The organism is Amphritea sp. GJ51-11, from assembly GCF_055808735.1.
On record NZ_CM147881.1, the window covers coordinates 3,795,621 to 3,815,197 of the forward strand.

At 45.7% G+C, this 19,577-nt stretch carries 18 protein-coding genes and 1 other RNA gene; 13 read left to right on the forward strand and 6 right to left on the reverse strand.

Annotated features, from left to right (window positions below; all coding sequences use genetic code 11):
- Positions 1-81: 81 nt before the first annotated feature.
- The gene (gene bamE / locus AC0L4K_RS17090; protein ID WP_417223420.1) at positions 82-423 is read left to right on the forward strand and encodes an outer membrane protein assembly factor BamE; all 342 of its coding nucleotides are present in this window, start codon (positions 82-84) and stop codon (positions 421-423) included.
- 70 nt (positions 424-493) lie between these two features.
- Here bamE and AC0L4K_RS17095 read toward each other — a convergent pair whose 3' ends face one another.
- From AC0L4K_RS17095 to AC0L4K_RS17105, 3 genes are read right to left on the reverse strand one after another with little or no spacing between them, the layout of a single operon-like run.
- On the reverse strand, positions 494-790 hold the full coding sequence (locus AC0L4K_RS17095) for an RnfH family protein (RefSeq protein ID WP_417223417.1): 297 nt from the start codon (positions 788-790) through the stop codon (positions 494-496).
- 33 nt (positions 791-823) lie between these two features.
- Positions 824-1,255 carry a type II toxin-antitoxin system RatA family toxin gene (locus tag AC0L4K_RS17100; protein ID WP_417223416.1) on the reverse strand — a complete coding sequence of 144 codons (432 nt, stop codon included), beginning with the start codon at positions 1,253-1,255 and terminating at the stop codon, positions 824-826.
- Position 1,256: 1 nt separating this feature from the next.
- Positions 1,257-2,624, reverse strand: a complete 1,368-nt coding sequence (locus AC0L4K_RS17105) for a sodium-dependent transporter (protein WP_417223413.1) — start codon at positions 2,622-2,624, stop codon at positions 1,257-1,259.
- A 220-nt stretch (positions 2,625-2,844) separates the two neighbouring features.
- Between AC0L4K_RS17105 and smpB the strand changes: the two genes are divergently transcribed.
- The 12 genes from smpB to AC0L4K_RS17165 all read left to right on the forward strand — a co-directional run bounded on the left by smpB (position 2,845) and on the right by AC0L4K_RS17165 (position 15,276).
- Positions 2,845-3,318, forward strand: a complete 474-nt coding sequence (gene smpB, locus AC0L4K_RS17110) for an SsrA-binding protein SmpB (RefSeq protein ID WP_417223411.1) — start codon at positions 2,845-2,847, stop codon at positions 3,316-3,318.
- A 125-nt stretch (positions 3,319-3,443) separates the two neighbouring features.
- Positions 3,444-3,802: a transfer-messenger RNA gene (ssrA, locus tag AC0L4K_RS17115) on the forward strand.
- Positions 3,803-4,127: 325 nt separating this feature from the next.
- Positions 4,128-5,234, forward strand: coding sequence for a tyrosine-type recombinase/integrase (locus tag AC0L4K_RS17120; protein ID WP_473267320.1), 1,107 nt, complete (start codon positions 4,128-4,130; stop codon positions 5,232-5,234).
- Positions 5,235-5,369: 135 nt separating this feature from the next.
- Positions 5,370-5,561, forward strand: a complete 192-nt coding sequence (locus AC0L4K_RS17125; RefSeq protein WP_473267321.1) for a helix-turn-helix transcriptional regulator — start codon at positions 5,370-5,372, stop codon at positions 5,559-5,561.
- A gap of 468 nt (positions 5,562-6,029) precedes the next feature.
- Positions 6,030-6,683: a helix-turn-helix domain-containing protein gene (locus AC0L4K_RS17130; RefSeq protein WP_473267323.1), complete on the forward strand. Its 654-nt coding sequence runs from the start codon at positions 6,030-6,032 to the stop codon at positions 6,681-6,683.
- A gap of 1,494 nt (positions 6,684-8,177) precedes the next feature.
- Positions 8,178-8,831, forward strand: coding sequence for a hypothetical protein (locus AC0L4K_RS17135; protein WP_473267325.1), 654 nt, complete (start codon positions 8,178-8,180; stop codon positions 8,829-8,831).
- A 549-nt stretch (positions 8,832-9,380) separates the two neighbouring features.
- Complete coding sequence (locus tag AC0L4K_RS17140) at positions 9,381-9,896, forward strand: hypothetical protein (protein WP_473267326.1); 516 nt, start codon at positions 9,381-9,383, stop codon at positions 9,894-9,896.
- A 457-nt stretch (positions 9,897-10,353) separates the two neighbouring features.
- Positions 10,354-11,724, forward strand: coding sequence for a DUF6538 domain-containing protein (locus AC0L4K_RS17145; RefSeq protein WP_473267328.1), 1,371 nt, complete (start codon positions 10,354-10,356; stop codon positions 11,722-11,724).
- 167 nt (positions 11,725-11,891) lie between these two features.
- Positions 11,892-13,424, forward strand: coding sequence for an IS21 family transposase (istA, locus tag AC0L4K_RS17150; protein WP_473267329.1), 1,533 nt, complete (start codon positions 11,892-11,894; stop codon positions 13,422-13,424).
- Between the two features lie 10 nt (positions 13,425-13,434).
- Entirely contained in the window at positions 13,435-14,175 is a 741-nt protein-coding gene (gene istB, locus AC0L4K_RS17155) for an IS21-like element ISVch3 family helper ATPase IstB (protein ID WP_473267100.1), read from the forward strand.
- Between the two features lie 19 nt (positions 14,176-14,194).
- Positions 14,195-14,668 carry a site-specific integrase gene (locus AC0L4K_RS17160; RefSeq protein WP_473267331.1) on the forward strand — a complete coding sequence of 158 codons (474 nt, stop codon included), beginning with the start codon at positions 14,195-14,197 and terminating at the stop codon, positions 14,666-14,668.
- A 272-nt stretch (positions 14,669-14,940) separates the two neighbouring features.
- Positions 14,941-15,276 carry a 50S ribosome-binding protein YggL gene (locus AC0L4K_RS17165; RefSeq protein WP_473267333.1) on the forward strand — a complete coding sequence of 112 codons (336 nt, stop codon included), beginning with the start codon at positions 14,941-14,943 and terminating at the stop codon, positions 15,274-15,276.
- Between the two features lie 355 nt (positions 15,277-15,631).
- Here the strand turns inward: AC0L4K_RS17165 and AC0L4K_RS17170 are convergent, their stop codons facing one another.
- The 3 genes from AC0L4K_RS17170 to AC0L4K_RS17180 form a co-directional block, all read right to left on the reverse strand.
- Positions 15,632-16,129 carry a lecithin retinol acyltransferase family protein gene (locus tag AC0L4K_RS17170; RefSeq protein WP_473267335.1) on the reverse strand — a complete coding sequence of 166 codons (498 nt, stop codon included), beginning with the start codon at positions 16,127-16,129 and terminating at the stop codon, positions 15,632-15,634.
- A gap of 348 nt (positions 16,130-16,477) precedes the next feature.
- The gene (locus AC0L4K_RS17175; protein WP_473267336.1) at positions 16,478-18,094 is read right to left on the reverse strand and encodes a restriction endonuclease subunit S; all 1,617 of its coding nucleotides are present in this window, start codon (positions 18,092-18,094) and stop codon (positions 16,478-16,480) included.
- A gap of 2 nt (positions 18,095-18,096) precedes the next feature.
- On the reverse strand, positions 18,097-19,575 hold the full coding sequence (locus AC0L4K_RS17180) for a type I restriction-modification system subunit M (RefSeq protein WP_473267337.1): 1,479 nt from the start codon (positions 19,573-19,575) through the stop codon (positions 18,097-18,099).
- Between the last annotated feature and the right edge of the window lie 2 nt (positions 19,576-19,577).

A 19,577-nucleotide genomic window follows, 5' to 3' on the forward strand; every position in this document is an offset into this window, starting at 1 on the left:
CTATGATGTTTATCTAAACGAATGTTAGACTTGCGTTCTCAATTATCTGATTTTATACGCGAAAGTGGAAGTCATTTACTAATGCAAAAAATTCTTATTAGCGTTATCACTGCTATTTTACTAACCGGGTGCTCTGAATTCCCTGGTGTTTACAAGATCGATATTCCACAGGGTAATGTGGTCACTCAGGAAATGGTCGATACACTTCGCCCCGGAATGACTCAAAACCAAGTTCGTTACGTGCTAGGCACCCCGCTGATTACCGATAGTTTCAACAGCAACCGTTGGGATTACATCTACCGTAATCAGTCTGGCGAAACCGGCATCATCACACAACAGACACTAACAGTCTTGTTTGACGAAAGCGGTAAACTCTCTGGCCTCGCTGGCGATTTCCGCCCTGGTGCTACACCTCAGCAGTAACTCCATTCTGCACTATCAAAGCCAACACCGGACAACCTCCCGTGTTGGCTTTTGTCGTTTCAGTTTAGCACTAGCCTTGCCGTTCTGCTTTCGCTTTAGCCGCACGGCGGGCGCGTACCTCTTTTGGGTCAGCAATCAACGGACGATAGATCTCCACGCGCTGATCAGGCTTGAGAATATAATTCTTTGGGTCAGCAATGGCCTTACCAAAAATTCCCATAGGATCATGTTCAATATCAATCTGAGGAAAAATCTCGGCAATGCGCGATTGCGCCACCGCGTCATAAGCTGAACACCCTTCTTCCACCTGCAATGAAACAATCTTCTGCTCATTCGGCAAGGCGAATGCCACCTCAACATTTATCATGCCTGTCACCTTCGACTATTCTCTACTCAATGTTTAGCCATACACCTGATCAGCACGGCTAACAAAGGCCTCAACCATGGTCACTGCCATCTGGTTAAAGACTTTACTCATGGCCAGGTTGGCCAATCTGCCTGAAAAATCAAACTGCATACTCAAGCTCACCTTACAGGCTTCATCACTCAACGCTTTAAACGTCCACTCGCCGGTAAGACTCGAAAAGGGCCCCTCAACCAACGCAATACGAATAACGTTAGGACGCTCCATCTCATTACGGGTGGTGAAGCTGTACTTAAGACCCGCCTTCGCCACCCGCAGCGTTGCCTGCATGGTCGTATCAGTAGACTCGATTAAGGTACTACCGGAACACCAAGGTAAGAACTCGGGATAACGCTCCACGTCATTAACGAGATCGAACATCTGTTCTGCCGTATGGAGCACCAATGCGCTCCGGTCTACCTGTGTCATGCTATGAACCTAGTTTGTCGATCAGGTTGAAAATAAAGATCACCGCCACCGCGAGTGGTGCCACATAACGGATCATAACAGACCAAGCCCGATAAACGCCCGGCGACGCAATCGCCAACTCATCTTGTTTAATACGCTGAGTCAAAACCCAACCGACAAAGAGGGCCACAAACAAGCCACCGAACGGAAGGAAGACATTCGCGGTAATGAAATCAAGGAAGTCGAAAATATTCATCCCCAAGAGGGAGATATCGCTGCCAAAGTTAAATGAGCTCAACGCCCCAATACCTAACAGCCATACGATTAGACCCAACATAATACAAACCGGCCCACGCTTCAGGCCGAACCGCTCGACCATCCAGGCAACACCCGGCTCCATCAGCGATATTGCCGAGGTCCAAGCCGCTAACGCAACCAGTACAAAGAAGAGAAAGCCAAATACCTGACCGCCCGGCATATGACCAAACGCCACCGGCAGAGTAATAAACATCAACCCTGGGCCTGCTGCCGGATCCAACGAATTAGCAAAAACAATCGGGAAAATCGCCATCCCTGCAACCAATGCCACCACTGTATCCAGAGCAGCAATCGTCAACACTGTGCTGCCGATAGAGGCACTCTTCGGCATATATGAGCCATACGCCATAATCGAACCCATCCCCAACGACAGGGTAAAGAACGAATGGCCTAAAGCCACCAATACCGCATTCCATGATAATTCAGAGGGATCGAAATGAAATAGGAAATCCAGCCCTTCACCAAAGGAACCAGACGACATCGAATAGCCCAACAGTAACAACAACAGCACAAACAGTGCCGGCATCATGATCTTAGTGGCCCGCTCGAGGCCCTTATTAACGCCGCCCAGTAAGACCGACATCACGAGCACCACAAACACCGTATGCCAGATTAATAACGCCTGCGGATCGGCCAACAACTCATTAAACACTTTACCGGCCTGATCACTGCCGATCTCCAGAAAATCACCGTTAGCCATCGCTGCAACATAAGCCAACACCCAACCGGCGACCACAGAATAAAACGAAAAGATCAAAAAACCCGCCAGCGCACCAACCCAGCCGACCAAAGCCCATTTCGGTGAGTGATTTGCTTCCATCGCCACTTCGCGCATCGAATTGATCGGGCTTTGACGGCCACGGCGCCCCACCAGCACCTCTGCCATCATGATGGGCACACCGACCGCTAAAATACATACGAGGTAGACCAACACAAACGCACCGCCACCATTCTGACCTGCGATATAAGGAAACTTCCAGATATTACCCAAGCCAACAGCTGAACCGGTCGCAGCCATTATAAAGACCCAGCGACTGGCCCACGAACCATGAATATTTTGACGATCTTTCATGTAAATCTCTTCAAGTAGACGGATATTTCAAACAACGAATAGAAAGCACTCACTCAAAGCACTAAATAGCCCGGCATTGTCCATATTTTGGCCACCTAATTCAATGATTCACATTAACCGCTGCCAAAAAAGCCCTTTTATCAACACCAGGTAAACAACAACGCCTCTTGTCGCTCAATTCTCTTTCCTTGAACTGTAACGCTCTATATAATCCCGCTCCATGGCAAAGAAGAAAGCAAAAACCAGTGGCAATACCATCTGCCAGAACAAGAAAGCCCGACACGAGTATGCAATTGATACTAAGTTCGAGGCTGGACTGTCTCTCACCGGATGGGAAGTAAAAAGCCTCCGCGAAGGTCGCGGCCAGCTTGTAGACTCATATGTAGTTCTACATAACGGCGAAGCGTGGCTCGTTGGCGCCCATTTTACACCACTTAAAACTGCAGCAGCCCATGTTGTTGCTGAACCTACTCGACAGCGTAAACTGCTGCTGCATCGGCGTGAGATTGATCGCCTAATCGGCGCAGTTCAAGCGAAAGGCTTCACCTGTGTCGCACTCGCCCTTTACTGGAAGAACGACCGGGTAAAATGTGAAATCGCATTGGCCAAGGGTAAGAAGCAGCACGACAAACGGGATTCTGAAAAAGAGCGTGACTGGAACCGTCAGAAGCAACGCGTACTGGCGGCAAAATAACGTTTTATTGCGGTAAAGCTATACTCTTGCTGTAAACCGGCTATAATGCCGGCCCGTCTTACATAATTATCTAACGATGTTGCTGCAATAGAACTCTTAAGATAATGTGTGGTCGGAAATACTATGGGGGTGACTTGGCTTCGACGCCGATTGCGAACCCTTTGGTGCATGTCGTGAGTGTAGTGAATCACGTAAATCAATTACTACACAGTTATAGTTGCAAACGACGATAACTACGCTCTAGCAGCTTAAGTCTGCTTGCGCTGCTCCTTCAGGTGTCTATAACTAGAGGATTTTGCAGTGTCATTCGAGATAGAATCGCCCGGAAGCTTTGTCTCAAGACGAAGGGTTAAAACTAAAGAGGCTCGCCCTAAACGCCCTGACCTTCGGGCCGTGCTGGGTTAACTGAGTAGAAGTGTCTAAACATGTAGATCTAGAGGCAGAGGATTGGCGGACGCGGGTTCGAAACCCGCCACCTCCACCAAATTGATAAACGAAGACGTCCTAGGGCGTCTTTTTTTATGCCTGAAGCCCTTGAATTTCCTCACTTTCGTGCCTATTCTCTTTCCTACGGGTTCCGATCAACCTTCATAAAATACCCCCATATCAAGGGGTACTTCTGGGGGTATTTAGGGGTACTTAAAACAGGTACCCCCAAACGGCATACCCCCAACCAAAAGGAATGGGTTAGTTATGGCGATTACTCACAAGCAGGTTCAAGCAGCGAAACCAAAAGATAAAAGCTATAAGCTCACTGACGAGAAAGGCTTATATTTACTGGTTAAGCCTAACGGGGTAGGTACTGGCGTTTGAAGTACCGCTTCAATGGTAAAGAAAAACTGTTATCTATCGGCGTCTATCCTGATATCACACTAGCCAAGGCGAGAGAGGTACGCACCGAGGCGCGACAACAGCTAGCCAATGGAATAGACCCCTTAGCTCAAAAGAAAGCACTTAAGGCCGCTGACAAGCTCAACACTGAAAACAGCTTTCAAGCTATCGCCCTTGAATGGTTCAATACCAAGCAAGCAGACAAAAGCGAAGGCCACCAGCGAAGAGTTAAGCGCAGCATTGAAACCTATTTATTCCCTGTTATCGGCCACCACCCTATCAAAGACATTACCGCCCCTATCATTCTTGACGCCCTTCGACAGATTGAGCAGCGCGGCACAATAGAAACCGCACACCGCACCAAACAGATTGCTGGCCAAATATTCCGTTTTGCCATTGCTACCGGCAGAGCTGAACGCGACCCCACCCCCGATCTGAAAGGCGCATTGAAAACCCCAGTTAAACGTCACTTTGCAGCGATCACCGAACCAAAAGACGTTGGCCGCTTGCTGGTGGCTATTGATACCTTCACCGGCACCTATACCGTTAAAGCCGCTCTTCAGCTTTCAGCCCTGTTCTTTTGCCGCCCTGGCGAGTTGCGCGGCATGAAGTGGAACGACATTAACCACGATGAGCAACGGATAGAGATCACCGCAGAGAAGACCCACCAGCAGCACATCATTCCCCTAAGCCAACAAGCATTGGCAATACTGGAAACCTTACATCCAATCACGGGTAACGGAGAGTTTATTTTCCCGTCAGCCCGTGGTCGTAGCCGCTGTATGTCTGAAAATGCCGTTAGAGTCGCTTTGCGCTCAATGGGGTATGACAACGAGACAATGACACCTCACGGCTTCAGGGCAATGGCTAGAACACTTCTCGATGAGGAATTAGGCTTTCGCGTGGAATGGATAGAACAACAGCTAGCACACGCTGTTAAAGACGCTAATGGGCGAGCCTATAACCGCACCAAGCACTTAAAGCAACGAACAGAGATGATGCAGAAATGGGCTGATTATCTGGATCAGCTAAAAACACAGTCATTAGCTGGAAACATCATTACAGCCAACTTTAGAAAGGCTTAACAACTTATCGACTGACTTTCAAAAAGCCAATCATTACAAAATTATTTGAAAAATATTTTTTACGTTAACAGACACCCCCTGGAAACTCATGTTTTTATAGCCCTGTATTCCGATAACGAAGCAGGACATTCGAGCATGACCATACGCATCTTACGCCGCCCCGAAGTTGAAAAGCTGGTGGGCCTATCCCGAAGCACTATCTATTCCAGACTCGAACAGGGAACCTTTCCTAAGCCGGTACCTTTAGGTGGCCGCTTGGTTGGCTGGGTAGAGCAGGATATACAAAACTGGCTCAAAGAACGCATAGAAGAAGCAGGGAGGGTGTAACGATGAATAAGCTAGCAACTCCCGCCACAGGAGCCACCAGCTATAAAAAACAAACGAAGCTAATTGTAGCACTAAAACTACTATTAACGCGCTCTCTGATTCAGCCAGAGGCCCACAAAATATATGGAGAAACTTGCCTTCATTCAACGATCAGCACCTTGTCTAACAAGCATGGTATAGCCTTCTCTCGAAAGTCTGAGAAATACGGGCTGTATGACTCTAGGTTCACTCGGTACACCCTTCAGGAGGATAGCCGTAACAAGGCATTGGAGCTGGTGGCTCTTTACGAAAGAGAGAAAGCCGCATGATGTCAAAAACCAATACCGACTATGTGCGCCTATGGCACCTCAATATTGGTACCCATCAAAGATAAAGATTCTTTATTTTTTATAGGCCGTATAAAGCACGATAGGTCAACAGCTACAAACCGACCCCAGTCGTTTTTAAGGCCGGGCGGGAGTTCTATTTATGGGTTATAAAACAGTCGATCACATACTTGAGCAGCAGCTTGATATTACATCCAGCCAAAAGATGGTGTTCATAGCATTAGCTCAACATGTGAAAGACAACAAGAAATTTCAGAATCTTGAGTGCTGGCCGGGCATTGATCGCCTGTCCAAAATGGCGAGTATGAGCCGACGAACGGTTACAAGGGCAATTAATGATCTATCCGAGCTGGGTTATATCTCAATAACTAAAGCTGGTGGAGGAAGTAAAAGCCATCGATATAAGCTTAACATCAAGCCAGCTAAAGCGGCCGATCCCGCTTCTGCACCCATGACAAATTGTCACCCCTCGACTTCTGCACCCATGACAAATTGTCACCCCTCGACTTCTGAACCCATGACAAATTGTCACCCCTCGACCTCTGAACCCATGACAAATTGTCCAAATACCCATGACAAATTGGCGCAACCCATGACAAACTGTCCAAATACCCATGACAGAATGTCATATGAATCTATAAAAGAACCTATAAAAGAATCTATAAGTGAAGCTGACACACAACTAAAACAAAAAACGGCTATCAGTTTCAATTCTAACCGACCAAACAAAACACCAAAGAAACCGCCACCCGCTGAATGGGGAGAGCTAAAAAAATCAATGAAGTATAGTGGCTAAGTCTTATCTGATTACCATAGCAACACCTGACCACCAGCAAATATAAGATCAAATGCCTGTTAACAGTACGTGACATGTCACGATTGCAGAACGGAGAAAGAACAGCGTTGAACACTAAGCAGCGCTAGTAACACACCAGCCCAACCACAACGAACCAACAGCAGGAACTACCAAAAAAGGTAGGGAAAAGAATCTCTACTACCTCGGGAAAAAATCCCCACAAGGTAGGGAAAAATCTCCCACATATCATATTACCAATGATCAGTTAAAAAAGAGCGAACCAGAACCGGTAAAAGCGGCTGATCGATTCGCGCTGGATCAATCAAACCTTGCAGTATCAAAGCCTGATAACAGTCACATTAAATTTAGAATGGATTGGGGATGGGTACTAGGCAACGGCTTTCTTGATCGGTGCCGCATGATGGGTATTAACCTGTCTAACTTTTCTGAAGAAGATCAAACAGCAGCTCAACAATAGTCAAAGCGTCACAACGAGCCACAGAAGACAGCCTTATATCACACCGATCACCACAACGGATAGCAAGGCCCAAGGCCAATACCAGCAAGCACCACGGCATCAGCACAGCGCAATATAGGAGCAAGGCAAATCATAGGCGCGTAGCGTTAATGTGGGCGCGCTTATGAATATTTTACTAATGCGTAGCCAATGACATTGGCTGCTATGTTATCAGCTCGTATACGTTATCTGACGGGGTATGGTGGGCATCTCAAGCCTACCCCTCATTAGGTTCTATTGGAGGAAATGACCTCACTGCGAGGGCGTAGACCCGCAGAGAGTTTAGAGTCAGGTGGCAACGATAGGTTGCCAATCCCATCCCCTCAAAACAAAAAGCAACTTGAACGTTTTTGTCATTAATTATTCGCTTTTATAGCATCAAAAAACAACCATTAAGGATGGCAACATTATTAATGCGTTGACCAGAAATGTCTGACCGGCTGCCCCCTTTTGAGGAATGTTAAAAAATCAGACAAGCTCTAAAGGCCGCTCATCCAGTGTACGCCACCAGCGCATCCCCCCTTGAGTTTTGAAACGCAGGGGCTAATTATTAGCCCTAGCAGATAACTGTAATTTTATTTACTTACGATCCACTCTAAAGCTCTACCGTGCGTCTAAAGCGGACGTAAAAATACCGTGGTTCACTCTCGAGTAAAGCAAAGAAAAACAGCAGATGTAGTCATCAATAGGGCTACTAGGGTATAGTTAATTCAGGTGGTAATTGGAGTACCCGTATGTAGTCTATAATTTTGATTAGCCTGTGTAGCTCGGCTAGGCACTTAAGACAGATATTCAGGATGAATACCATTGATCCTTTTTCCTCTCTAGCAGCCCTGCCTTTCCATATTTAGTCAAATATTTCTGATACTTACGACTGCTTCGATACATCTTTTACCCTTCCCTAGATATAGATATAGATATGCCTTACAAGACAGAGCTTGTCTGGGCCCAATAATAAATTGTTAGGAGCTTTTCTTATGAGTAATTCTGCATTTGAATATGCTATAAAAATTGATAAAAGAATTGAGGAGCTATCAAATGAAGATTTTCATCTTAAAAAATCACAAGGTAAAGTATTGTTAGAAGAGTTATATCCTCTGAGCCGTCTTGCTCTTTTCTTTAAACAACCTGGCCTTGATGTTCTAGTTGAAGGATTTGAAAATTGCGGGCGTGCTGATGGAAAAATTATAATCACAGGTTTTAAATCTCTAGAAGCTGAAATCCAATTAACTTTCGCTGGTTACATTCACGAAGACCACTTGCGCTCAGAACTACTTTTTTCGAAAGGATGCTCACCATGTTCAGGTGAAATAAAAAGAAGAAATGGTGAAATAGAAGCAACAATAGGAACCGTTAATCTTGATGAAGATATTGGATCGCTTGCGGATTCAATCGTCTCAAGATATGAAGGTAAGTCTAAAAAAAATTATTCATATGGTACTATTTTGTTAATAGCATTTGATGATCCAAAGATATTTAGCAATAGAAAATGGAACGAGCTATTTTCTAAATCAACAGAAAAAATAACAACAAATGGAACGCCATTTTCCGCTATTTATCTTTTCAACTGTTGGACTAATCAATTAAGATTGGTTTCTGGAAAACCACAATATAAAACAACAGCACTGTAAAACCTCCTAACAAAAAAACAGAAAGGAATTAACTATATAAGGCTTCAAGTCGGAACAAAACCGTTGGCTACGCTACGCAATTTTAGCAAACAACTTTTTGCCCGCTTCAGATTGTCAGGCAATCTTTTTGGTTGAATTTTGATCAGTTCCGTTAAAATCATCGAAGGTTACTTAATCGTAGATATCCTAACAAGTGTAACTTGTCGATACCTCGAGAAAGGCTAGAAGCACCTTTACCGCAGACATGGAAAAACTGCTAATTCGACCTAAACAGCGCGTTTCTTGCCCTGAATAAGAAAAAATAAACTTTAAGCTATTGATATTTATGAATAGCAATATATTATTTAATAACAGGGATTGGTTATATTGAGCAAAGGAATGGCTCGTTTTCGTAAAGTTCACGTCTGTTCAAACACTCCTATCTCTTTGAATCAATGCGTATGTGTTTGGTGATCCAGTCACCTTTTTCACTGCGAAAAAAGAAAGAAAAAGTCATAAACGTCTCCCTAACGGGAGAAGAATGATGTTAGATATTCAAAGGATATATTGATGGATGAGATTCAATTTGGTTTTGATATAGCAACTTCTGTTTCCGTAATCGCGGCAGCACTAGGCTTTCTGCTGACACTGATTACACAAACAAAGTCCACAAGGGCCCTTGCGGTAAGACAGCAGAGAATTAAGCAAATGTCACGACTTGTAGCAGACTTATCAACTATTTTGGAAGCAGGAGATGACATAATCTTAAAAGTTCTAAAAGCGCAAGCAGGAAGAAACGTTCCTATATCACCTGACGACTATACTGATTTTTGTATTAAAATAGACAGCTATATCAAAAGAAATAGCAAATTACAGTTTGAGGTATGGGCCACCGAGGAAGAGAAGAACGTATTGAAATCAATTGTCGACCTTATTAATAAATGGCATAAAGAATTTAATGATGCTCATGAAAAACAGGATCCGTCGTCTGTCCCAAGCTTCGATCAACTTGTTGATGACATAGGAGAAAAGGTGGCAAAACTATCCTCTCTTTTAAGACAAGAGGTTGAGAAAGTAAATACCTAACTCGGCTTAGCTTAGTGTTGAAGTTATGCTATAAGCCTAGGGAGGGTACGAATAAGTCCCTAATTCAGTTTTCAAATTCCTAACTACCTGGCCTGTAGAGCTAAGGCTAGCACTTGCTCACAGGCTTTTTAGTGGATTTCATATACCCTTTACCAACTGAATCAAGCATAAACCTTGGTTCATCATAATTACCTATGATTTAAAGCAGGAAGACCCAAAACAAAATCTCCTCACAGATTCTCCTAGTTTTAACACTGATTATTAGGGGGTACTTCTGGGGGTACTTGCAGCAAAAACAAAAACCATAATCCATATTTATCAATCACTTACAAAAACTATTCAGTAGACGCCACCCCACCATACGCTTATAAGTCTTTGTTTTATAAAGAAACAAAGACTTGCTAAAGGCTTCGAGTGGCACAATGGACGATTCCGTGTGCCACTCGAGGCTTTTTTTATGTCTGCACATACACCACATCTTTTTCGTCGTCCGTCCGGTATTTACTACATTCGGCTGACAATACCCAAACCCGTGCTCACCAAGTTCACGCGGAGCTCGCGGGATATCCGCCTTTCACTCAAAACGACTGACAAAGCAGAAGCTTCCACCCTATCCTGCTTATTGAGATACCAGTTCCCTCAGATACTTGACTGTATCAACAAGGACAGTTTTACTAACACAGCGATCAACATTACGCAGTTTGTAACGCTAAAGTTCAAAGAACTCATTCTCAAGTATCACGTTAAGGACAAGGATATGTCAGACGAGCTATCTAACCTCATCCTCCCCGACATTGAAGCTGCAGCAACAGCCTCACAGCGAGAGACGGTGGAAGAAACGCGCGAAAACACCGTCACTGTGACGACTTATAGCGAAAAACGCCGCCACGTAGCCCCGAGTAATGAGATCGTTATTGAAGTTAACGGTAACCCTGTCACCATCAATCACCCCGGCAATCCTGACTTAGAGCTCGAACAAGCCACCAAAATACTCCAGCGGTTCGGCGGCGGTGGTGGCAATGGACCGGATAATCAGGACACTGAATATCCGGTTCGCTTTGTATTCGATGTCTACATCAAAAATAAAGTGCGTACCAATCTCAAAGCAAACGCCCAAACACAGAAAGAACACATCCAAATGCTCGAAACATGCGTCGAGCTATTAGGCCCAGAGACTAATTATTACACCCTGACGTTTGATGATGCTGAAGAGCTCAGAGACAAGCTCTTAACCTTGAAAGACGGTCGCGCAAAAAACTCAGCAACGGCGTCAACCATTCATCCATCGCGGGCGAAAAAAATACTCGACCGGTTCAAACAACTGGCCAAATACGCGAAACGGAAAAAATATAACCCCGAAGACCTCGGAGAGGATCTTCAGATCATCTTCAAGCAAACCGAAAAGTTAGATGAAGATAAGGTCTACAGCGAAGAAGATCTGAAAAAGCTGTACGCAGGCTACCCATACTCTCAAGTAACGCTCGACCGCGCGAGAAACCTATTTGATTATCACTTTTGGCTCATTCCTGTACTGATGTACACAGGTGCACGCTTAAATGAGATCTGCCAGCTAAAGGTCCGCGATATCAAGCAAGAGATCCAAAAGACCAATAAAGACTCACAGGAAGCCCTAGCCCCTATCCATTACATACACATCAAGAACGAGTTTGACGAGCAAGGCAATAAAACCCAATCAGTAAAAACCGACTCATCAAGACGTAAAGTCCCAATTCACAAAACCCTTATTGAGCTAGGATTCCTAGACTGCGTATTTCGGAGCATTCCGAACAGCCATTTCGGTATGACCCGAACACCTATTTCGGTTTAATCCGAACGCACATTCCGCGATTATCCGAACACTTTTAAGCGAACTCCGAAATCAGCGTTCGGAATAGCGAAAACCGCGTTCGGAATGCCCGAAATCCTTCCTTTTTCTCTTTTAAATCAATAGCTCGCTATTCTTTACTTCTTAAAAAAGAACGTAAGGAAGCGACAATGGCTAAAAAGAGAACGCCAATGAACAAAATCAAAGAGGTATTACGCCTTAAGTACGAGTGTGGGTTGTCCTACCGTAGTATTGCCAGTTGTCTCAATGTCAGTCTTGCAACAGTCTCAGAACTTGTCGCTCGCTTTAAGCAAAGTCAGATAGGCTGGCCTCTCCCAGAAGGTTGCAGTGATACAGACCTTACTAAAGCTCTTTATCATTCGAAGAAAGCCAGTCGACACAAGGTCATGCCAGACTTCGCTCAGTACGCTGTCGAACTCAAGCGTAAAGGCATGACAAAGATGTTGTTGTGGCAGGAATACCATGAGCAATATCAAGAGCAGGCTTACGCTTACACTCAGTTCTGCGAGCACTTCACTCGCTGGTTCAAAACCCAAAAGCGCAGCATGCGTCAGCTCCATGTTGCAGGTGACAAGCTGTTTATCGATTACTGTGGGCCTCGGCTTCAAGTCGTCAACCCTGATACAGGTGAAGTGCGCGAAGCCGAAGTGTTCGTAGCGACCTTAGGCGCGTCAAATTACACCTATGTTGAAGCCTTCCCTAGTCAAGGTAAGTCTTACTGGTTAGAGGCGCATGCGAATGTGTTCGAACACTTCGGCGGTGTACCACAGCTCTTGGTTCCCGATAACCTGCGTAGCGCGGTCACCAAAGCTAATCGCTATGAGCCGAGACTTAATGACAGCTATCAAAAACTGGCAAATCACTATCAAACTGCTGTGATGCCTGCTCGCCCCTACAAACCGAAAGACAAAGCCAAGGCAGAGAATGCCGTGCTCCTAGTGGAACGTTGGATCATGATGCGGCTACGACACCAAACCTTCCATACCTTCAAAGAGCTGAACTTGGCCATCCGTGAGCTTATGAATGACTTAAATCAACGTGAGATGAAACAGTATGGTGCAAGTCGTAAAGCGCTGTTCGACAAACTCGATAAACCTGCATTGAAGCCACTGCCTAAGCAGCGATACCTATATACCGAAACCAAACGAGCCAAAGTGGGGCCTGATTATCACATCGAATATCGCCGCCATTACTACTCGGTTCCTCATCAGCTTGTTGGCCATCATGTCGAACTGGAAGCTTCCAACCGTTTGGTGCAAATCTACCATCAAGGTAACTTGGTCGCTCAGCACCCACGTAGCCAAAGGGAGCACGGAAACAGCACTCAACCAGAGCACATGCCGAGTCATCATCAACATCAAAAGTGGTCGCCTGGACGCTTACTCAACTGGGGAGCCAATATCGGCCCAGCCACACGAGAAGTTGTCAATAAGATGCTTAACTCCAAGCCTCATCCAGAGCAGTCTTATCGTTCTTGTCTGGGGTTACTCAACCTAAGCAAAGCCCATGGTGAATCGCGCCTAGAGCAAGCCTGTAAAGATGCACTGATGCTGACAAAACCCAATTACACCTTCGTCAACAATCTACTCAAGAACAATCGTGAAGGGCAACTGAGTAAAGACAAAGCGAATACGCCGAACCTTGTTCACAGCAATGTTCGAGGCCCGACCTGTTATCACTAGGAGAAAAGATATGAACGCACTTAATGATCAACTCAAAAGCCTCCGCTTGAGCCATGCGGCGAAAGCGTTAGAGCAGCAACAAGAGCAACTGACCACTTACGCAGAGCTGAACTTCGAGGAGCGGTTAAGCTTGCTTCTGGAAAGCGAGATCTTGAACCGTAATCAGAGCAAAATACAACGCTTAAAACGACAAGCTAAGCTGAGAGTGGATGCGCAACCGAGTCAACTCATCTACAAGGAGGGACGAAACCTCAATCGCAAACAGATGAGCGAACTTCTGACGGGGAGTTATCTGCACAAGCACCAGAATATCTTGATTACAGGCCCAACAGGTGCAGGAAAAACCTATCTTGGTTGCGCTCTGGCAACCAGCGCCTGCGACCAACAGCAAACCGTCAGATACTACCGCTTAACTCGCTTGCTTGATGATCTGACCGCAGGTCGTCTGGATGGTAGCTATCAAAAGCAACTTCAGTCTCTCGCTAAAAAAGCCCTGCTTATCCTAGACGACTGGGGGATGGAAAAACTGACTCAAGAGCATGCTGGTCACTTGTTAGAAGTGCTTGAAGACCGCTACCAAAACAGCAGCACAATCGTCATCAGTCAGTTACCTGTCAAGGAGTGGCACAACATGATCGGCAACGCCACCGTCGCAGACGCTCTAATGGATCGTCTAGTTCACAATAGTCATCGAATAGAACTGGGAGGAGAGTCAATGAGAAAACTGGCGCAATCCGAACACTTAGAGTAAAAATAGGGAAAGAGAAAAAGTGCTGGTTCAGGTGTTCGGAATAAACCGAAACAAGCGTTCGCAATCACCGAAATACGCACTAGACTTTGTGGCACAACGAAAACAACAAGTCGGGCCAGCAGAGCAACTGTTTGAGGGCCTGTATTACAGCACAAAAAATAAGTGGGCGAAGAAAGCCAGCGATTGGTTTAACGGCAACGGTAAAATGAAGTCTTACCGTGAAGAGTGCCACATTGATCATCCCAAACTGAAAAACCTACATACCTTTAGGCACACATTCATTGGCGCGATGACCGACTCCATCGGCGTTGAAGTCGCCTTAATTTCTCGCATCGTAGGCCATGAACTCAGCCAACAAACCGCCAAGTATGGGCGCAAACAAGTCTCGTTAGAGCGTTTAAAATCCGAAATCGACCAGCTTGATTATGATATCGATCTATCGCATTTGGATTACAAAGCGTTCCTTGCTTATAAGATGAGGAAGGGTAAATAAAAACGACATCCATAAATATGACGGATGTGGAATTTACCCCGACACGACAGCCCCATACTTAGCTCGCTAAAAAAACTGAGTATTGGACTTGTTCGTACCTTCCCTTTACTCTACCTCTCCTATTTTTATTAGCGGGTAGAGTAAAGGCTTAGTCTCAAGGTTCATATTGGGCACAACTAGCGTTAAACAGATCATATGATCGCCTAGTCTAGCGGCCTTATTCCACAAACCTCATCCACCACACTGATACAATTTCATAAGGACTATCCATAATGGAAGTACGAAATAAGCACAACCGCCGCCTACGCAAAAAACTGTACCTAGGTGAATTTGCCGTTAATCTCTTTGAGATACATGTAAAGCTATCCACTAGCAAAGAGAGTGATCTGGACGCATTCATTGCGAGCTTTGTTGACCAACTTGAAAAGCAGGGGCTGACCTACTTTGGTTACTCAGATCCTGATGGCATTCAGGGACATGTACTCTCTCAACAGCGCTATGAGTCCCCAACAGAGAACCAGAAACAAGCGTTATCTGAATGGTGTGGTACTTACCCTACTATTGAAAGTTACGAACTGGGCGAGTTGGTAGACATTAACCAAGCTTAACGTTCTGCCTTCTGCTGTATTAGAGGGCAAAGCCACCGACTAAGCGGCAGAATCTAAACCGCATCCCTGTAGAACAGCAAGAACCCTACAATGGGTGTCGAATTTTACGACCCCATTTTCAAAAGAATGACTCTTCCCGACTGATTAGCTGCACCTATTTCAACCAGGAACAGGCTGAGCGGTTAAGAGCAGATATTCTCTTTGGCGCTATATCACAAGTGACGGCAGCCAAATGGTTACTCACAAATCCTGTGGATAACTGTGTGGGGACGCTCTGGACTTCTCTGTTATAACCTTGCTGCATAGTCGCTATAAGGGACTGGATGAAATCCAACCAACGCCAACTCAATAACCTCTAGCTTTTGACTGGTTTCTTTTGCTGCTCCACAGCTTTAGCAGCCATAACCGCAGCACCTCCAATCAAAAGAGCCCCACTTAAGAATTTGATTAACTTAGGGTTTTCAGATAATAGAGCTACCCCTGCAAGGCCGACAGCCGCTCCAGTTACACCGGCTTTAACTTGAGTAGAACTAACGTCAAGCCCTCCAGCCCATTTAGCAAAATGTTCGCAGTTCTTAGATGTAACGCTATATTTCCACTGACCTATTTGGCTACGTGCTCTTTGTAACACAACCGGAAGAGGATCTTGAATATCTACGGCTATAACGTAAGTTCTTCGCCCCTGTGTAACTGTATCCCAAAGCTCTTCGGCAACAGTTCCAAGCCTTTTTGTAGCAGAAATTAACATCAATTTCCCATCACTGCCGATACGATCAGTCGCTAAAGACCAGTGTTGATAAGCTCCAAAATCTGTAGCCACAATGTGCCCGGGTTGTACTTCAATCTCATCCATACGTGGTAATTCCTTTTATAAATAGCAAGTCGTTAAAGTAAACTGAAGATTCTATATATCTGCACGGAAGACATAAGCTTCAACCCCAACGTATTATTAAATGCTACTTTTAGCATTATGACTTACTCAGATAATCTTAAGAAGGTTCAGAAGCACTCGAAGTGACAGAACCGCAACGCCTATAGTTCTAGCTGATGGCTCTTTTGTAGGAGGCTCGCCTCCTACCGATTAGATAGCGGACAACCAAGCCCGTGGCGCTATGCCAAGTGCTTCATAGGCTGCCAATCATCAACGGTGGGTTCGCAGGCTCACCAAGCACCCTGCGCGACAATCCCCAGCTTGAGCGGTTTATCCAACGGCTTGTTCCACCAGCGCATCGGCCAAGTTAAGTTGGGCTTGCTGGGCTTGTTGCAGACGGATTTTAAGCTGGTCACAGAGAGTCATAAGTTGATCGACTTTGGCGACAATCTCACACTGTTCCTCTATTGAAGGAACTACTACCGGTACACCTTCTACTACTTTCTTACTAATTTTCGGCATTGTTCCTGATGTGCCAGTCATACGGCTCCACATAAAAGCCCTAGATTCTGGTGACAACAACCACATAGAAATATATTCGGGCCTTACAGATTCATTAACGCAAATCTTCATCATTAAATCTGGATATATAACCCCAACGATATCTGAAGGTATAAGTAAGTTAGAGCCAACATAATTAGCAGAGTTACCCCGTTGTATTAGGATATCACCAGCTTTCAGCCATAGATGAGAATTTTTTCCCAAATCAATATCAACAAATTTTGTCTGTTCTAAATCTAAATAACCATATGTTGTAGCGCCAAGTTTAAGTACTTTAATATCGGTTGCAACCGGTGATTCTTTAGGTGAGAGTCCATTCCTTGGCCCGAAGGATAAACATTCTTTTAATTGCACCTTTTTAGCGCTAGATCCCCACTTACAAAGTTTGCCCATCACGGCCAATTGCAGGACAGTTTGTTTCAGCTGGTCGATGCTCTGTTCGGTGGTGAATAGGGTATCGAAGTGGTCGGCAAGGCGAGTCCAGTTCTGTTCCAGCTCGGCAGCATCGGCGCTGTTGGTCAGGGTTGTGAGCAGGGTTTCGACCAGTGTGGCGTGGGCATCGATACTGACTTCTGTTTGCTGTTCCAGTTGATCGCATAGCGCCATCAGCTCATCGACTTTGGCGACGATGCGGTTCTGCTCGGCTAGAGGTGGTAGCGGAATTGGAATTTCTTTGAGCTTAGATGCTTTTATGCCCATTGCTGTCATTCCTGTCGCATTCAAAAGAAGCTGCTTTTGAAATGAACGAGACATGAGGAATATCTTTAGGAATACAGTGCATGCAGACTCATGCAACTGAAAGCATATGGCTCGTTGTGCCAAAGCAAACTTCTCAGTGAGATCAATAATAGCAACATTCCCTAAGGGGGCTTCTGGAGTGAACAATAAATCCCCCTTTCGGGGAAATCCTCGAGTCATCCAAGCAGTAAATTCATCCTCCGAAATAAACTCTTCAGGCTGAAGAGATATGTGCCCAAACCTAACGTTTTTAGCAGTAATCAGACGCACCCCCTCAGATATTTTAGTTGGCGTCTTACCTCTATAGTCAATAAACTTAGCTAAATTTCCAAGACGGATATACTCCCACGTCTCAGGCACCTCTATATATTTGTCTTTATCTGTAATCTCAAGCTTAGCTTTCGTCCTAAGCCCTTCTTCCTGTACAAGTCTCTCCCGCTCACTATTAATACCTCTCAATAGAATAGCCGCAAGTTCATCGTTGGAGTCTTGCGGCACCAGCTTGCCGCGCACCGCCAATTCCAGAATCAATTCACGCAGTTTCTTGATGCCATACAGATCGAGTTTTTTACTGCTGCCCCGCCCCGCGGATGATCGGGTTTTAATGGCCGAGGTCCAGATATCAATATTGTCGGTAATCATATCCATGCTCACTCACCCTTACCGAGGGCATCACCCAGAATCGCTTTAAGCTGATTGCGCAATTCGCCGATCTCTTGTTGCTGTGTGGCGAAGTCAGTCAGCAGTTGATCGGGGTCGTGAATAATCTGTTCACCGACGTGGGGGTTTTTAATATCGAGGTTAAAGTTGCGGGCGATCACCTCGTCGATACTCACCTTCCACGCCTGTTCGTTTTCGACCCGTGCGACAAAGCCATCAGCTTCATCACCCCACCAGTCGATCTCGGCCTGAAACTCTTCAAAGCGCATCGGCTTGGTTTTGTTGTAGTTCTTTACGCCTTCTGGGTAGGGATGTTCATAGAACCAGATATCTTTTGTCGGCTCGCCTTTGGTAAAGAACAGAATATTGGTCTTGATGCCGGTATAGGGGTTAAACACACCGTTCGGCAGGCGCACAATGGTGTGCAGATTGCACTCTTCGGTGAGTAGTTTTTTGATCTTGGTTTTTACGCCTTCGCCAAATAGCGTGCCGTCGGGCAGCACCACGGCTGCACGTCCGCCCTTGCCATTCGCCGTGCCTGCTAGCACTTCGATAATCAACTGCAAAAACAGATCGGCGGTTTCACGGGTTTGTAGTTCAGCGGGAAAGTTCTTCTCGATACCGTCCTCTTCCGTGCCACCAAAGGGCGGGTTGGTGACGATGACATCGATCTCTTCATCCCAACTGGAAAGCGGTTTGTTCAGGGTGTTGCCATGGCGTACTTGTACCGGCACTTCGATGCCATGCAGCAGCATATTGGTGGTGCAAAGCAGGTGCGGCAGCTGTTTTTTCTCGACCCCGTGAATCTGCTGTTGCAGGGTTTGATGATCGGCAGCGGTTTTGACGTAATTCGCTTTGACATGATCGAAGGCACAGGCCAAAAATCCACCAGTACCGCAGGCCGGGTCCATAATGCTCTCACCCAGTTTAGGATCGATGCGGTTGACCATAAAGCGGGTGACAGCCCGTGGCGTATAAAACTCACCGGCGTTACCGGCGCTTTGTAGATCACGCAGAATTTGTTCGTAGATATCACCGAATAGATGACGTTCGCTGGAATCGGTAAAGTCGATCTCGTTGAGCTTATTGATCACTTGGCGTAGCAAGGTGCCGTTTTTCATGTAGTTAAAGGCATCGCTAAACGCCTCTTTCACCACAAAGCCTCGTGGGTTTAGATCCACCGGCGCGGCTAGGTTTTTCAGATCACCGAACAAATCATCGTTGACGAAATCGAGCAGTTCATCGCCGGTGATACCTTGATCGTCAGCGGCCCAATTACGCCACAGATATTTCTCGGGAATAGGAAAACGGTAGTTATCCAGCTCCATCTCTAGCTCCTCTTCCTGAGCATCAAACACCTTGAGAAACAGCATCCATGAAAGCTGGCCTAAACGCTGGGCATCGCCATCAACGCCGGCATCTTTACGCATAATATCTTGGATAGATTTAATAACAGAACTGATCGACATAA

Excerpts from the sequence above, each read along its gene's own strand:
- AC0L4K_RS17175 (WP_473267336.1), bottom strand. The coding sequence starts at position 18,094 with ATGGATATGATTACCGACAATATTGATATCTGGACCTCGGCCATTAAA.
- AC0L4K_RS17125 (WP_473267321.1), top strand. The coding sequence starts at position 5,370 with ATGACCATACGCATCTTACGCCGCCCCGAAGTTGAAAAGCTGGTGGGC.
- AC0L4K_RS17130 (WP_473267323.1), top strand. The coding sequence starts at position 6,030 with ATGGGTTATAAAACAGTCGATCACATACTTGAGCAGCAGCTTGATATT.
- AC0L4K_RS17105 (WP_417223413.1), bottom strand. The coding sequence starts at position 2,624 with ATGAAAGATCGTCAAAATATTCATGGTTCGTGGGCCAGTCGCTGGGTC.
- istA (WP_473267329.1), top strand. The coding sequence starts at position 11,892 with ATGGCTAAAAAGAGAACGCCAATGAACAAAATCAAAGAGGTATTACGC.
- AC0L4K_RS17170 (WP_473267335.1), bottom strand. The coding sequence starts at position 16,129 with ATGGATGAGATTGAAGTACAACCCGGGCACATTGTGGCTACAGATTTT.
- AC0L4K_RS17100 (WP_417223416.1), bottom strand. The coding sequence starts at position 1,255 with ATGACACAGGTAGACCGGAGCGCATTGGTGCTCCATACGGCAGAACAG.
- AC0L4K_RS17145 (WP_473267328.1), top strand. The coding sequence starts at position 10,354 with ATGTCTGCACATACACCACATCTTTTTCGTCGTCCGTCCGGTATTTAC.
- AC0L4K_RS17180 (WP_473267337.1), bottom strand. The coding sequence starts at position 19,575 with ATGTCGATCAGTTCTGTTATTAAATCTATCCAAGATATTATGCGTAAA.
- bamE (WP_417223420.1), top strand. The coding sequence starts at position 82 with ATGCAAAAAATTCTTATTAGCGTTATCACTGCTATTTTACTAACCGGG.
- AC0L4K_RS17140 (WP_473267326.1), top strand. The coding sequence starts at position 9,381 with ATGGATGAGATTCAATTTGGTTTTGATATAGCAACTTCTGTTTCCGTA.
- istB (WP_473267100.1), top strand. The coding sequence starts at position 13,435 with ATGAACGCACTTAATGATCAACTCAAAAGCCTCCGCTTGAGCCATGCG.
- smpB (WP_417223411.1), top strand. The coding sequence starts at position 2,845 with ATGGCAAAGAAGAAAGCAAAAACCAGTGGCAATACCATCTGCCAGAAC.
- AC0L4K_RS17165 (WP_473267333.1), top strand. The coding sequence starts at position 14,941 with ATGGAAGTACGAAATAAGCACAACCGCCGCCTACGCAAAAAACTGTAC.
- AC0L4K_RS17135 (WP_473267325.1), top strand. The coding sequence starts at position 8,178 with ATGAGTAATTCTGCATTTGAATATGCTATAAAAATTGATAAAAGAATT.
- AC0L4K_RS17095 (WP_417223417.1), bottom strand. The coding sequence starts at position 790 with ATGATAAATGTTGAGGTGGCATTCGCCTTGCCGAATGAGCAGAAGATT.